Here is a 14235-nt window from a genome sequence, read left to right as displayed (position 1 = left end):
AAATATACTAGCTTTGCTTAGGATATTTCTCTATCTACAGAGCTAATTTAAGGACATACTCTTTCGTCGTGACAATATACAGCAGTTTTCTTTTGGATGAAGTACAAATTTCAGTCCTACATTGTCTACCTGACTTACTTGCAAACTGCTGCATATCTGATCTTAAAGTGACATAGCTTTCATGTCTAGAAACTTATCAGAATATTTTTCGGGTAATTAGAACATAAAAATATCTAATTATAAGTCCATTATCTAATTTATTCCCTTGGGTATATAACTTAAAATGACAAGCAAAACTCTTGACAGATATAGCTGAAGTTTTATTTTGCTAAACCTGTAATTAAAACCTTGCCAACACTAAAAGTTAACCTAGCTACTGAAAAACTACTTAGTTACCCAGCTATCAAAAATTAAGATAGTAAAGGCATATAGCAAAACGTAAATAGTATGTATCATGATCAAATGTTGCAAAAAACTGTAGTAGCCAATAGTAATTTACATCAAGCAAACTTGAGTGAAGCAAAAAAAGAGCAAGCACAAACGCATGAATTAACTTTCCCTGATCTAGCGATATCTTTATTTCCTGTTGGCTTTATAATTGGTTGGATAGGTTTTTTCCTGATATTGCGAAAAGCGCGGGCATTTTTAGATGATAAAATGGTTTTTTCCATCAAAGGATTAGATAAACTCCCCTGTAAAAACTGTCGCTTTTATTCCCATAATCATTATCTAAAATGTGCCGTAAACCCTTCTATTGTTCTTACTAAAGAAGCGATGAATTGCTCTGAATACTCACCCAATAATAAAAAACGTTTCTCCAAAAATCCCTTTGGCTAAGGATAATAATTCTCACAGGACTAAAGCCCTAACTCCAAACTTATTTACACATCAAACTTAGTGTCAGGAACGGGCAACTTTTCCATTTAACTTAGTTTTTTAGTTTTAATCTGTCTGTAGATAGCTGCAATGTTGCGGGAATCATCAATGCCGCGATGATGTGTCCCTTTTAATTCTATCCCCAACTCATTGAGAGCCTGTGCCATACCAAATTTTTTAGACACGCCAAGATATTCTGAAAATTCCTCTTTGATATTTATGTGTTCTGAAATAAAAGGATAAGGGAAATTATGAAACGCGCAATCTTGAATAAATTGCTTTTTGTCGTAATTGCCCCACGAACAAAAAATATGATTGGGAAATGAATAAATCCATTCTTTGAAGCGAGAAATTGCCTCTACAAATTTTGGAGCCTCGTCAACATCTTGCTGGCGAATACTAGTCAATTCTGTGCAAAAACCTGTCAGTTGCGGATGTCTCACAGGTTGGATGAATTGCTGAAACTCGGAATCAATTTCCCATGTTGCTCGATTGAGCATCACCGCACCAATTTCGATGATTTCCATTTCGTGACGGGGAATAGTCCTACTGTCACAGCACGTAGCCTCCAGATCAACTATCAGATAATAGTGGGATATTTTAGTTTGCATATTAGGGAATAGAAATTGATGAAAAAGGTTTAACCCAACGGAGTTTAATTACGATATCAAGAGCGATTGCAGCAAACACAAACCACAATAAACTTTCTGCCGCTAACACCATAAAAGGCAAAATTCTGCTATGAGAATTCCACCCAAGTTCTATCTGAGTTAATCCCCGCACTAAGCCAAATGCCAGCACCCCGCCAGCTTTGAGTTGAGGATTTTTATCTGAGCGGATGATATAGCGGTAGGTGACACCAAATAGTAAACCAGTAAAAGTTGCAACTCCACCACTCACCAACCACTGCCAGTTAACATCAATTTGCAGACTTGCGAGTGTCTGAAAATACTTTGCGAGTACAAAAGTATTCAACAGACTAGTAATAGCAAAAGCAAAACACACAGATAATCCGCCAATTATTCCAGCCTTAAGGGATTCTATGCGTTCTGCCATTAATTGAGGATCTAAAGTTGCATTCACTCTATATAGAAATTAGGGATTGGGTATTGGTAAAATTTTTCCCCACTCTCCACTATGATAAATGCTAAAGCAGTTTTGTAATTAATTAAATACTGTTTTCATGTGGGAATTTTGATGATAAACTCGGTTCCTAGACCTGGTTGAGAATTCACTTCTAATACACCTTTGTGTTTTTCTACAACTATTTGATATGCTATCGATAAGCCAAGTCCAGTGCCTTTTCCAACGACTTTTGTGGTAAACAACGGCTCAAACAAGCGTTTTTTAAGCCGTTCAGGAATACCAATCCCATTGTCAGCAATCCGAATTACAACCAATTCTTCAGAATCTATTTCTGTTGCAATTTGAATCCGAGGAATTAGATTGCTCATTTGGCCTTGCATTATAACTTCATCAAGGGCATCAATTGCGTTTGCCAGAATGTTCATAAATACTTGATTCATCTGTCCTAGATAGCAGCTAACCTGTGGTAATACTCCATAATTTTTAATAACTTCAATCCGGGGACGATCGCCATTAGCATTGAGACGGTGTTGCAAAATCATTAGTGTACTATCTAGTCCTTGGTGCAAATCAGCAGATATTTTGGCATCACTATCCGAGCGAGAGAAGTTGCGGAGTGAATTAGAAAGGTTGCTAATTCGTTCACTTCCTAGCTTGAGTGAGTTCAAGATTTTTGGCATATCTTCGAGAACAAAATTTAGATCCAAGTCCTTAATAGCAGTGGCGATTTTGGCTGTTGGGTTTGGATACTCTTGTTCATACAGTAAGATCAACTCAGTTACTCCTGCAATGTATTGTTGCAAGGGTGGAATATTGCTAGAAATAAAGTTGATGGGGTTATTGAGTTCATGACCAATACCAGCAATTAACTCTCCGAGTGCTGATAGTTTCTCTTGCTGCACTAGTTGGACTTGGGCTTGTTGCAAAGCCTTGGTGCGATCGCTAACTTGTTGTTCCAAAGATTCAGTCAATTGTTTGAGTTGCAAATGCACGCGCACTCTTGCAATGACTTCCTCGTGTGCAAACGGTTTAGGGATATAGTCTACTGCACCGAGGGAAAATCCCTTCGTTTTGCTTTCCGTATCCGCTAAGGCGGTGGTGAAAATAATCGGAATATTTTCAGTGACAGGATTCGCTTTCAGGCGACGACAAGCTTCAAATCCGTCAATACCCGGCATTTGTACATCCAGCAAAATCAACTCTGGTTGATTGCGTTCGGCTTGAGCGATCGCACTTTCTCCATCGACTGCAACACGGAAACGAAAACCCTCACTGTTAAGCGCTGCACACAGGACAGATAAATTTGTCGGATTATCATCCACAATCAAAATAAATCCGTTATTTTGGGGTTTGCTCATGATGGATTTAAAAGTTAAATTGAACTCCAATTAATTGATGTATTGTTTAATAAAGCTTTCCAAACCTTTGAGTTGGAAATTACTCGCCAGATGGACGATTTGCTGAACAAAAACCTTTAGCTGTTCATCAGATGCAGAAAGCTTTTCGGACACTTCTAAAATATTTTGAATATCGCCATTTTGTGCTAGTTCTAGCAACTCTTGCAAAACCTCTTTGCTAGGAGAAATCATCTCATGTTGTTGAACCAAACCATCTTTATAGGTTTTTTTTGTTACGTCTATCTTTCCGTCAAAAATCCACTCCAGGTGCAAAAATTGTCGTAGCATTTCCAGCAGCGTTTCAGCTTCTATAGGCTTTGGGAGAAATGCATCTGCACCTACACCAATGCTCTTGTGTTGGTCGGCTGCAAACACACTTGCTGACGAAGCGATGATCGGAATCTCTTTAAATGGCCTAGACTGACGCAAACGATTAATCAACTCAAATCCATCCAATATAGGCATCACTAAGTCAGTGATAACCATATCTGGTTTGTGGGCTAGAGACTGTTCCCATGCTTCCTGACCCTGACTAGCTTCTACAACAGTAAACCCAACTGGCTCTAGTAAATTTACAATTACTGATCGGTTTTCCCATTTATCATCCGCAATCAAAATGGTGCGCCTTTGTCCTTGATAACCAATAATAGTTCCCTGCTCAACTACTCTAGAAACTTTTGCCCAGTCTTTAGATTCTGGCAATTTTGCCTCAAACCAGAAAGTGCTACCTTTGCCAAATTCACTTTGCACCTGAATTTGACTACCCATCAATAAAACAATGTTTTGGCTGATTGCTAATCCTAAGCCTGTACCTTCAGATTGTCGTTTCTGACTTCCCACTTGCTCAAAGGGCTGGAAGATTTTATCGGCTTGTTCAGGGGTTATACCCGTGCCAGTATCTACTACCTGAAAGCGAATTTTGTAGTTAGTTTTTTCATTGGCATTTGATTCTTGATCAATGACCTGAACTTTGAAGGTGACACTGCCTTGATGAGTAAACTTCATGGCATTACTAAGTAAGTTAATCAGTACTTGTCGTAAGCGTTTTTCATCAGCATGAATACCGTTTGGTAAATCAGGATCAAGTTCGACGTTAAATGCGATGACTTTTTGTTCTGCCCTGATGCGGCAAATTTCAGCGACGCTATCTATAAAGGCAGGCAAGTAGAAATCAACTGGATACAATTCTAATTTCCGGGCTTCTATCTTGGAGAGATCCAAGACATCATTAATTAAGGTTAAAAGATGAGAACCACATTGATAAATAACGCTGAGTCCTTTGCGTCCTTTTTCACTCAAAGATTCTGTGCGTTGGATAATTTGTGTATAGCCCAGGATGCCATTAAGGGGTGTGCGTAGTTCATGGCTCATATTAGCGAGAAATTCACTCTTGGCTTGGCTAGAGTTTTGAGCGACTTCTTGTGCAAGGCGTAATTCTTTTTCGATGCGCTTACGCTCGACAATTTCAGTTGAAAGCACTCCATTGATAACTTCTAACTGGGCTGGGCTGGGTAGCGTCAGAGCTTGCGGCATGAGAAAAAATAACGCAAATGCTGTATATATCGAAATAATGGCAGTTAGAGCTTTTAAAGCACCTGCAATCCAATAGTCTGGATACCAAAGCGTCCAAATATCCATCAAGTGTCCAGTACCGCAGGCAATGATAAAAGCACCAAATAACAAAAAGACTCCATTGAAAGGAACGTCTTTGCGCTTGGAAATAAAGTAAATCAGTAGGAAGGGAATAGAATAATAGGCAAAAGCGATCGTGGCATCAGAAATAATGTGGAGCCAAACTAATCCAGTTTGCCAAAGATAACAATGTCCGTGGGGAATAAAACCGTCAGAGTGGAAAGGATAGTTGAAAAATGTCGGCATGATATCAGGGGTTGCTGGATTTGAAATATATATCCATAACCCTAGTATTCCCAAAACATCAAGTGGAAAACCGCGATCGCTATTTTTTTACATTCGTCTTGATTATGACGTAAACTACTACCGTACAAAGAAAATATGTGTATCCTTTGCCACGCCGAATAGCCCGTCGTAGACATCGCCCACCAAACTTCCAATGTGATTTATAAAAAAAATCTGAGCCTGCCCAATCCCTGTATGATAAATGTTAGAAACCTTTTGTAATTATTTGAAAAGTGGGACTATGGAGATTTTGACACTAGGTTGGGTATCACTGTTAGTTGTGTTCACTTGGTCAATTGCAATGGTAGTTTGGGGACGTAACGGACTGTAGAGGCATGGTGGAAAGTCCATTTTTGAATATTTTGGCTTTAGTTGCCGTAGTGCTGCTCGTAGTAGTCACTGGTGGTATTGGTTATTTGACCCTGGCAGATTGGCGCGATCGCCGTCGTCGAGATGAAGAGAAACGCACCACCCGCAGCGCCCTTCCCAAGCGGCGATAATTTACTTGTGGTTGAAAAATGTTTTTGTAGGGACACGATATTATCGTGTCCCTACATTGTTTTTATCAGATTTAAAGGAAATAATTGTTACCTTTCCACTGTCTAAGGGAATTATGAGATAGAAGACTCTCAATATTTAAAATCCGACTGGCAATGGAAAACGCCTCTACAATTCAACCTATACAACCAAATTCAGAGCAGCAAGAATCTCCTTCAGATATGACATTCTCCCTGCCTCAGAATGAGCAACAAAAAGCCTTGTCTGGAGTTATTGCCCGCATTCGCGAGTCTTTAGACATAGATACCATCTTCAAAATTACAGTCACTGAAGTCCGCCAGCTTCTGAAAACTGATCGGGTTAGTGTGTTTCGTTTTTATCCCGAATTGGGATGGGAAGGGGAATTTATCTATGAAGATGTGGGAGCAGAATGGGGTTCGGCACTAGGAGCCAAACTGCACGACCACTGTTTTGCGGAGGATTTTGCAGAAAAATATCAGCAAGGTCGGATTAAAGCAATAGCTGATATTCATCAAACTAGTGTTAGTGATTGCCACGTCCAAATACTAGAAAGATTCCAGGTAAGTGCCAATATAAATGTCCCCTTGATCAAAGGTAAAGATTTATGGGGATTGCTGTGTATTCATCAGTGTAGTAATCCACGGCAATGGGAAGCATCAGAAATTGAGTTTGTGCAACTTATTGCTGAACATCTAGGAGTTGCTTTACAGCAAGCAGATTACCTGGAACAAGTAAAACTACAATCAGTACAACTAGCAGAAGCAAAAGCCAGAGAAAAAACAGCAGTATGGCAGAAAAGCATAGCCATAACCATTGAGAAAATTCGTCAATTCCTAGATTTGGAAAGCATTTTCCACACATGCACCGCAGAACTTAGGCAGATGCTAAATGCTGACCGCGTGGCTATTTATCGCTTCAATCCCGATTGGAGTGGTGAATTCGTGTTTGAATCAGTGGCAGAGGGTTGGATCTCCCTCATGGAGCAGCAGTTACAGTGCCCGGAATTGAAAGAAAACGTCAGCGAATGTAGCGCCAAAGATTTAGCTAAACCCCCGCTCACTGATACCTACTTACAAGATACAGAGGGTGGTAGCTTCAGTCGGTGTGAAGTTTACCGTGTTTGTAATGATATTTACAGTGCAGGCTTTAGCGACTGCTACATTAAAATCTTAGAGATATATCAAGCAAGAGCTTATGTGATCATTGCCATTTATCACGGTCAGAACCTCTGGGGCATGCTAGCAGTATACCAGAATGCCCGAAGCCGTGATTGGCAAAAAGATGAGGTTTACTTCCTTACCCAAGTTAGCACCCAATTGGGGGTAGCATTACAGCAAGCTGAGTCATTGAAACAGGTGCAGATGCAAGCCCAAAAACTGGCTAAAGCCGCCCAAAGGGAGAAAGCATTAGCCGCAACGGTAGAGAAAATTCGCCAGTCTCTTGATATTGACACGATCTTTGCTACCAGTACAGAAGAAGTCCGACGACTATTGGAAGTTGATCGAGTCACAATCTATCGATTCCGAGCTGATGGGAGTGGCGAATTTGTTGCTGAGTCTTTAGCCCCAGGTTGGACACCAGTAAAGGAAATTGTACCTGCGATGTCTACGACGGGCGTAGCTGCCGCAGATGATTACTTGCAACAAACCCAAGCAGGAGACTTTGCTAATGATAAAACTCTGATCATTAAGGATATTTACAGCACCGATTATTCTATTCCTTATATTGCCCTGCTCCAACTAATGGAGGCTAGGTCATATATAATTGTGCCGATTTTTCAGGGTGAGAAACTTTGGGGATTACTAGCAGCTTATCAAAATATCAAACCCCGTGATTGGCAAGAAGATGAGGTAGATTTGCTGATGCAGATTGGTACTCAGTTAGGAGTAGGACTTCAGCAAGCGGAATTACTTGAACAAACTCAACGTCAAAAAGAAGAACTGACCCAGACTCTGAAAAAATTACAGAATACTCAGAGTCAGTTGATTCAAAGTGAAAAAATGGCCGGCTTAGGGCAGTTAGTTGCTGGTGTTGCACATGAAATTAATAACCCGATTAGTTTCATTTACGGTAACATGACTTATGTTACTGAACATACCGAAAATTTATTTAAATTACTGCACCTCTATCAGAAACAGTATCCCAAACTAACAGGAGAAATTGAAGAGCAAGCAGCTGCACTGGATTTATATTTTATTGCTGATGACTTGCCCAAAATTCTGACTTCAATGAAGGTGGGGGCAGAGAGGATCTCTCAACTAGTCTTGTCGTTACGAATTTTTTCTCGACTTGACGAAGCAGGAATAAAGCCCATTAACCTTCATGAAGGCATCGACAGTACCTTGCTAATTTTGCAACATCGACTGCAACCACAGACTAATTCTTTTGCTATTGAGGTAATTAAGCAATATGGTCAATTGCCACCAGTACTCTGCTATGCAGCCCAGATGAATCAGGTATTTATGAATATTCTGAACAATGCGATCGATGCACTGGAAAACTCAGCAACTAGTGGAAAAATAATTGACAATCCTAAAATTTGGATTCGCACAGAAGTCATTGAAGAGAATACTATTCTGATTTGCATTACTGACAATGGTTGTGGGATTCCAGAGATGATGCGATCGCGCATTTTTGAACCTTTCTTTACGACCAAACAACCTGGACAAGGTATTGGTTTGGGGTTATCTATTAGCTACCAAATTATTGTAGAAAAACACGGTGGTAATATCAAGTGTGTTTCTGAAGCTGGTAAGGGCTGTGAGTTCTGGATAGAAATTCCGATGAAACGGACACTTAGTTAAAAAAAATAAGCAATACCTTCTGATGCATCCACTAGGCGTAGCTTGGCTTTTGAGTAGGGGTACGCCTACCTATTTTAAATGAACCACATTGTCTTTTTTGTCTCATGTAAAGGCACTCCAGGCGCGGAGGAAGAAGCAGGGCGATGCCTTCTCTACGAAACCTCTACGAGACGCTACGCGTAGGTTGAATAGGAAGATTTTCCAATCGAATCGTAAAACGAGTATAGAGATGGTGAGTCCTTGACTATAGATGAATATCTTGCTAAACGCTCAGAGCAGAGATAATGAGTTATGCGATCGCTATTTCCAAGTCTTCAAAGATTCTCTAAGACTCCATCTCAGCCAATTCTAACCAGCGTTCAGTCGCCACATCGATCGCGTGTTTGAGCTTTTCCACATGATCATAGAGTTTTTGCACTTGGCTATAATTCCCCGGTGAGACATTCGCTAGTGTTTTCTCGGTTTCTGCCTTCTCAGCCTCTAACTGGGCAATTTTACCTTCCAACTGCTGAAATTCTTTTTTTTCCCAATTTGATAACCTGCGTCGCTTTTGATTCTCTACATCCTTGGGTGAAGCCACACCATTTTGAGCTTCGACATTTTTAGGCTTCTCCTTAGCATTAGCAGCTTGTTGCTGTGCTTCTTCAGCCTTCTTAAAGTCCAGATAAATCGAGTAATTACCTGGATATAGCCGGAGATTACCGCCTTCCTCAAAGGAAAATACTGTGTCGATGGTGCGATCGAGAAAGTAGCGATCGTGAGAAACTACAATTACACACCCTGCAAAATCCTCTAAATAATCTTCTAATACCGCCAGTGTCTGAACATCTAAATCATTTGTCGGTTCATCTAAAATCAACACATTGGGCGCACCCATCAGAACCCGCAACAGAAATAAACGACGTTTTTCACCACCAGAAAGTTTACTAATTGGGGCATACTGTTGATTACCAGGAAACAGAAACCGCTCCAACATTTGGGAAGCAGTAATTTGAGTCCCATCGGTAATTTTGACAAATTCTCCTTCTTCTTTGATGTAGTCAATCACGCGCTGATTTTCGTTCAATGCTGTGAGCAATTCTTCAGAATGCTGGTCAAAATAACCAATGTGAATTGTAGTACCAATTTCCGCAATGCCAGAATCGGGCTTAACCCGCCCAGTAATCATATCCATTAAAGTAGATTTACCTGCACCATTAGCGCCGATGATGCCGATGCGGTCTTCTGGGCTAAATTCGTAGGTAAAATTATTAATCAAGGTGCGTCCATTATATGCTTTAGAAATGTTATTTAATTCAATAACTTTTTTGCCAATACGACGACCAATTGTAGAAATATCAACTTTACCCTGAACTTGTTTAAATTCAGTATCCCGCAAAGCATGAGCGCGGTCAATTCTAGCTTTTTGCTTAGTACTTCTGGCTTTCGGCCCTTTTTTGAGCCATTCCAACTCGCGCCGCAACACGCCTTGATGTTTACGTTGACTACTTACGGCAGATTCTTCAGCTAGAGCTTTCTTTTCCAGGTAATATGAATAGTTGCCTGTATAAGTGTAAATGTCGCCTCGGTCTATTTCAATGATCCGATTGGTAACACGATCCAAAAAATAGCGATCGTGAGTTATTAAAAAAAGTGCGCCCCGATAGCGATTTAAATAACTTTGTAACCATTCTACAGAAAGAGCATCGAGGTGGTTTGTCGGCTCATCCATGAGCAAAACATCTGGTTCTGATAGCAATGCTGATGCTAAAGCAATACGCTTGCGATAGCCTCCAGATAAAGTGCTTATTTTGGCATCAAAGTCAGAAATTCCTAATTTTGTGAGGATGATTTTAGCATTCGTTTCTAGTTCCCAAGCACCACTCGCATCCATCCGTTGCATCACCACAGAAAGGCGAGACATTAGTTGGTTATCATCTGGATAGTGAACCAATTTATCGGAAAGTTCTTCATACTCACGCACCAAAGCCATGTGTTCGCCACTGTCAGCAAAAACTTGCTCTAAAACTGTGTGATTTTCATCTAAATCTGGCTGCTGTGGTAAGTAGATAATTTTAGAACCGGAGTTGATCAAAATTTGACCGCTATCAATCGATTCTAGACCAGCGATCATTTTTAATATGGTTGATTTACCAGAACCATTAGTACCAATTAAACCAACTTTATCGGTAGCATCGAGGCTAAAGCTAGCATCTTTTAAAATTTCCTTGATGCCAAAGTCTTTTTTGACTGATTGCAGTGTAAGAATACTCATAAGGTTTAAGTCATTAATTATTTTTCATTAGTGAGTAGGCAAGGCACATACCCTACCTACATTTGCCAAATTCTATACAAATAAATCCAAGGGTAAATGTCCATACATCTCGTTAATTCCCTCTTCGTCATCAGACTGACAAGATACTAATACACCACGATGATGTCCAGCATAGGAATCGAGATAACACAAGCCATTTTTACCATTTAATTTGATATAAACTGGGCCTTCAGGTGTAAGTAAATTGTTTGGTGGTTCATAACCTAAAGCCAGAGAATAGGTCTTCATAGCTAGTATTCCTTCTTCTGCTGTATCAGCACAAATTCCTAAAATTTGATAATCAGCAAGGTTGGTAAGTAAAATTAACGCACTACGAATTACTGCTTTTTCTGATGGTTTTAGGACAGGGGCAATGTCTAGGCAGTTGAATTTATTCAGTAATTTTTTCGCTTCCTCGGCGCTGAGATTTTGATGATTGGGGATTGACATAAACTCCAATTATTATCTTGTTAGTTTTGCTGTTGTGTTTGAGTTGAGATTAGCCCAACTTACTAAGTAGTCTTGACTCGAATCAAGGTTTATTTTGCACATTCCCAAGGTTGAATATGAAGGGGACGCCGCTTTTTGAGTCACCACCCATAACCAGGACTTTTGGCATCTGAGCGCCGCCACTCTTCCAAGCTTCAATTGCTTCTTTTTGTAGAACCAACTGTCCTCCTTGGGCTTTGAGTGTCTCTGCTAAGAGTCTTTGAGATTCTGCCTTACCTTTAGCGCGATTCACATCTGCTTGTGCTTCTTGTTCAGCTTCCCGTGCTACATAAACGGCTCTTTGCGCCCGCTGTTCAGCAATTTGTTTTTCTTCCACTGCTTTGGCAAATTCTGGTGAGAACGCTAAGTCAACTACGCTAGTATCTAACACAATTATTCCATATTTGTCTAAGCGATCGCCTAACGCATTATCAAAGTCTTCTTTCAATTCACTTCTTTTGGTAATTGCTTCTTCTACTGTTCTTCTGGCGGCTGCAATTTTAAATGCTTCTTGTGTCTGAGGTGCAATGATTTTTGATACAATATTTTCTAAGGTTCCTTGTTTCCTTCTAACTTCAACTACCTTTATGGGATCGAGGCGAAAGTTGATCGCAAATCTCGCAGATAAATTTTGCAAATCCTTAGTAGAACTCTCTGCTGGCACTTCAAACTTCTGCACCGTCAAATCATACACATCTATCACGGTGATAAAAGGCGGTTTTACATGAATCCCTTCCAATAAAGCGCCATCTCTGGCTTTACCTAAGATGCTGATCACTCCTGCTTGTCCAGGAGTGATAATGATAAAGGAATTTAGTCCGATAATCACTAGTATTGCTAACACAATTCCTAAAACTGTGGTTTGCCAATTTCCAAATTGCTGATTTTTCAAATTCCTCTCTCCATGTGAATTAGTCATTAGTCATTAGTCATTAGTCATTGGTCATTAAAAGTTATTATTTTTCTTCTTGTTTTCCTTCTCTAGCCCCTACTCCCTACTCCCTAGTCCCTAGTGCTGAGTAATAAGTTTTACTTTAGCTTGAGTAAACTCAGTTACTACTTTAAGTTTCTCATTAGTATGTCTGAATCAAACTTTTAATCTAAAGAACGCAGCACTGACGGTTTTATGTCCATCCTTAGTGATGATATTAACCAATTAGAGCGGTTTATGGATGGGGGAGTGAATGATATTATCCAAGTTTCCATAACTGTTTTAATTTATTGTTGCTAACATCAGGGATATGCAAAACACAGATATAGTTGTCATTGGTAGTGGTATTGGCGGTTTGAGTTGTGCTGCTCTTTTGGCACGGTATGGTTTTGATGTGATAGTCTGCGAAAGCCACTCCATTGCTGGAGGCGCTGCCCATGCTTTTGAGCGCAATGGTTTCAAGTTTGACTCTGGCCCGTCCCTCTACTCTGGACTGTCTTACAGCCCCTCTGCCAATCCCCTGCGACAAGTGCTAGATGCAATTGGCTCTGAATTATCATGTGTAACCTACGATACTTGGGGTTGTTGTCTACCAGAAGGTGATTTTGACACGTCGGTTGGTGCCGAGCAATTTTGTGAAGTGCTGATGAGATTCCGTGGTGATGATGCTGTCGCCGAATGGCAGAAACTCCAGCGCGTTATGGAACCATTCGCTAGTGCAGCAACTTCTATACCACCAGCCGCATTACGCTTTGATCTTGGTGCAGTTAGAACTGTAGGCTCGTTTGTGCCATCTCTGACAAAACATTTGGCAGATGTGATCAAATTGACGGGACCTTTTAGCCGGATTATGGATGGTGTTGTCAAAGACCCTTTTACCCGAAATTGGCTCAATTTGCTATGTTTTCTACTTTCTGGACTGCCAGCAGATGGCACTAGCGCCGCAGAGGTAGCATTTATGTTTGCGGACTGGTATCGGCCAGATGCAGTACTTGAATATCCGATTGGTGGTAGTGGTGCTTTAGTTGACACCCTCGTACACGGATTGGAACGTCATGGAGGGAAGCTGATGCTGGGCGCTCATGTGGAGCAAGTGCTTGTAGAAGGTAATCGTGCGGTGGGTGTGCGTCTGCGCGATCGCCAAGAAATTCGGGCGCGTCGGGCAGTGATTTCTAATGCCTCGGTTTGGGACACACTGAAGCTACTACCAGAAAAAGCAGTACCTAAACAGTACCGCAGCAAACGACAGGCGACGCCAGAATGTGATAGCTTCATGCATCTACATCTAGGCATTGATGCTCAAGGATTACAGCCAAATTTGCGCTGTCATTACATTGTGGTTAATAACTGGGAATTGGGCATCACAGCACCTCAGAATGTTGTGGTGATCTCCATCCCTTCAATTCTCGATCCATCCTTAGCGCCAGCAGGTAAGCATGTGATTCATGTGTATACTCCTGGTAGTGAGCCGTATGCTATCTGGCAGGGAATGGATAGAAGAAACCAGGAATATGCCGAACAAAAGCGATCGCGTGCAGAAGTAATGTGGCAAGCGCTACAGCGGATCATTCCAGATATTCGCTCTCGTTGCGAAGTCACGCTTGTTGGTACACCTCTAACCCACGAGCGTTATCTCCGCCGTCACCAAGGTTCCTACGGCCCAGCAATTCAGGCTGGAACTAGTATGTTTCCTGGCCCTGGCACACCTCTACCAGGACTGATGTGCTGTGGCGACTCAACATTTCCCGGTATTGGTTTACCAGCAGTAGCCGCCAGTGGGCTGATTGCTGCGAATACGCTTGCATCTGTTAATAAGCATTTAGCCATGCTTGAAGATATCAAGTACATTTAATTTTATAAAATCTCGTTGCTAAGAGAGCCGCACCTGCTGCCAAAACTCCTAGTACACCTTGGATCTATTTA

At 41.0% G+C, this 14235-nt stretch carries 13 protein-coding genes; 6 read left to right on the top strand and 7 right to left on the bottom strand.

What is annotated here, in order from left to right; translation table 11 throughout:
- Window positions 1–447 precede the first annotated feature (447 nt).
- Entirely contained in the window at window positions 448–837 is a 390-nt protein-coding gene (locus V7K31_RS20515) for a hypothetical protein (RefSeq protein ID WP_335096485.1), read from the top strand.
- An 86-nt stretch (window positions 838–923) separates the two neighbouring features.
- Here the strand turns inward: V7K31_RS20515 and V7K31_RS20510 are convergent, their stop codons facing one another.
- The 4 genes from V7K31_RS20510 to V7K31_RS20495 form a co-directional block, all read right to left on the bottom strand.
- Window positions 924–1487, bottom strand: a complete 564-nt coding sequence (locus V7K31_RS20510) for a 3'-5' exonuclease (RefSeq protein ID WP_335096483.1) — start codon at window positions 1485–1487, stop codon at window positions 924–926.
- 1 nt (window position 1488) lies between these two features.
- Entirely contained in the window at window positions 1489–1932 is a 444-nt protein-coding gene (locus tag V7K31_RS20505) for a hypothetical protein (protein ID WP_335096638.1), read from the bottom strand.
- Between the two features lie 125 nt (window positions 1933–2057).
- On the bottom strand, window positions 2058–3320 hold the full coding sequence (locus V7K31_RS20500; RefSeq protein WP_335096482.1) for a sensor histidine kinase: 1263 nt from the start codon (window positions 3318–3320) through the stop codon (window positions 2058–2060).
- Between the two features lie 30 nt (window positions 3321–3350).
- The gene (locus V7K31_RS20495) at window positions 3351–5237 is read right to left on the bottom strand and encodes an ATP-binding protein (RefSeq protein WP_335096480.1); all 1887 of its coding nucleotides are present in this window, start codon (window positions 5235–5237) and stop codon (window positions 3351–3353) included.
- Here V7K31_RS20495 and V7K31_RS20490 point away from each other — a divergent pair.
- The 4 genes from V7K31_RS20490 (at window position 5236) to V7K31_RS20475 (ending at window position 8599) form a co-directional block, all read left to right on the top strand.
- Complete coding sequence (locus V7K31_RS20490) at window positions 5236–5409, top strand: hypothetical protein (RefSeq protein ID WP_335096478.1); 174 nt, start codon at window positions 5236–5238, stop codon at window positions 5407–5409. The two genes, V7K31_RS20495 and V7K31_RS20490, sit on opposite strands and share 2 nt — an antisense overlap.
- A 108-nt stretch (window positions 5410–5517) precedes the next feature.
- Window positions 5518–5607, top strand: coding sequence for a cytochrome b6-f complex subunit PetN (gene petN / locus V7K31_RS20485; protein ID WP_012408302.1), 90 nt, complete (start codon window positions 5518–5520; stop codon window positions 5605–5607).
- A 4-nt stretch (window positions 5608–5611) separates the two neighbouring features.
- The gene (locus V7K31_RS20480) at window positions 5612–5776 is read left to right on the top strand and encodes a hypothetical protein (protein WP_334828180.1); all 165 of its coding nucleotides are present in this window, start codon (window positions 5612–5614) and stop codon (window positions 5774–5776) included.
- 153 nt (window positions 5777–5929) lie between these two features.
- A complete protein-coding gene (locus V7K31_RS20475; RefSeq protein WP_335096476.1) occupies window positions 5930–8599 on the top strand; it encodes a GAF domain-containing sensor histidine kinase in 2670 nt (889 codons plus the stop codon).
- Between the two features lie 325 nt (window positions 8600–8924).
- Here V7K31_RS20475 and V7K31_RS20470 read toward each other — a convergent pair whose 3' ends face one another.
- From V7K31_RS20470 to V7K31_RS20460, 3 genes are all read right to left on the bottom strand, one after another.
- Window positions 8925–10853, bottom strand: a complete 1929-nt coding sequence (locus V7K31_RS20470) for an ABC-F family ATP-binding cassette domain-containing protein (RefSeq protein WP_335096475.1) — start codon at window positions 10851–10853, stop codon at window positions 8925–8927.
- 72 nt (window positions 10854–10925) lie between these two features.
- Window positions 10926–11342, bottom strand: a complete 417-nt coding sequence (locus V7K31_RS20465) for a DUF1824 family protein (protein WP_335096473.1) — start codon at window positions 11340–11342, stop codon at window positions 10926–10928.
- Window positions 11343–11424: 82 nt separating this feature from the next.
- Window positions 11425–12300: a prohibitin family protein gene (locus tag V7K31_RS20460; protein ID WP_442941334.1), complete on the bottom strand. Its 876-nt coding sequence runs from the start codon at window positions 12298–12300 to the stop codon at window positions 11425–11427.
- Between the two features lie 322 nt (window positions 12301–12622).
- On the opposite strand from V7K31_RS20460, the gene V7K31_RS20455 reads away from it, so the two are divergent.
- Window positions 12623–14164 (top strand): phytoene desaturase family protein, encoded by a 1542-nt coding sequence (locus V7K31_RS20455; protein ID WP_335096471.1) that lies wholly within the window; start codon window positions 12623–12625, stop codon window positions 14162–14164.
- Window positions 14165–14235 lie beyond the last annotated feature (71 nt).

It is taken from the genome of Nostoc sp. (genome assembly GCF_036917675.1).
GTDB lineage: Bacteria > Cyanobacteriota > Cyanobacteriia > Cyanobacteriales > Nostocaceae > Nostoc.
Note: the sequence above shows the minus strand (reverse complement) of the source record. Positions and strands in the feature narration are given on the sequence as shown.

Excerpts from the sequence above, each read along its gene's own strand:
- V7K31_RS20515 (WP_335096485.1), top strand. The coding sequence starts at position 448 with ATGTATCATGATCAAATGTTGCAAAAAACTGTAGTAGCCAATAGTAAT.
- V7K31_RS20510 (WP_335096483.1), bottom strand. The coding sequence starts at position 1,487 with ATGCAAACTAAAATATCCCACTATTATCTGATAGTTGATCTGGAGGCT.
- V7K31_RS20505 (WP_335096638.1), bottom strand. The coding sequence starts at position 1,932 with ATGGCAGAACGCATAGAATCCCTTAAGGCTGGAATAATTGGCGGATTA.
- V7K31_RS20500 (WP_335096482.1), bottom strand. The coding sequence starts at position 3,320 with ATGAGCAAACCCCAAAATAACGGATTTATTTTGATTGTGGATGATAAT.
- V7K31_RS20490 (WP_335096478.1), top strand. The coding sequence starts at position 5,236 with ATGATATCAGGGGTTGCTGGATTTGAAATATATATCCATAACCCTAGT.
- V7K31_RS20495 (WP_335096480.1), bottom strand. The coding sequence starts at position 5,237 with ATGCCGACATTTTTCAACTATCCTTTCCACTCTGACGGTTTTATTCCC.
- petN (WP_012408302.1), top strand. The coding sequence starts at position 5,518 with ATGGAGATTTTGACACTAGGTTGGGTATCACTGTTAGTTGTGTTCACT.
- V7K31_RS20480 (WP_334828180.1), top strand. The coding sequence starts at position 5,612 with ATGGTGGAAAGTCCATTTTTGAATATTTTGGCTTTAGTTGCCGTAGTG.
- V7K31_RS20475 (WP_335096476.1), top strand. The coding sequence starts at position 5,930 with ATGGAAAACGCCTCTACAATTCAACCTATACAACCAAATTCAGAGCAG.
- V7K31_RS20470 (WP_335096475.1), bottom strand. The coding sequence starts at position 10,853 with ATGAGTATTCTTACACTGCAATCAGTCAAAAAAGACTTTGGCATCAAG.
- V7K31_RS20465 (WP_335096473.1), bottom strand. The coding sequence starts at position 11,342 with ATGTCAATCCCCAATCATCAAAATCTCAGCGCCGAGGAAGCGAAAAAA.
- V7K31_RS20460 (WP_442941334.1), bottom strand. The coding sequence starts at position 12,300 with ATGACTAATTCACATGGAGAGAGGAATTTGAAAAATCAGCAATTTGGA.
- V7K31_RS20455 (WP_335096471.1), top strand. The coding sequence starts at position 12,623 with ATGCAAAACACAGATATAGTTGTCATTGGTAGTGGTATTGGCGGTTTG.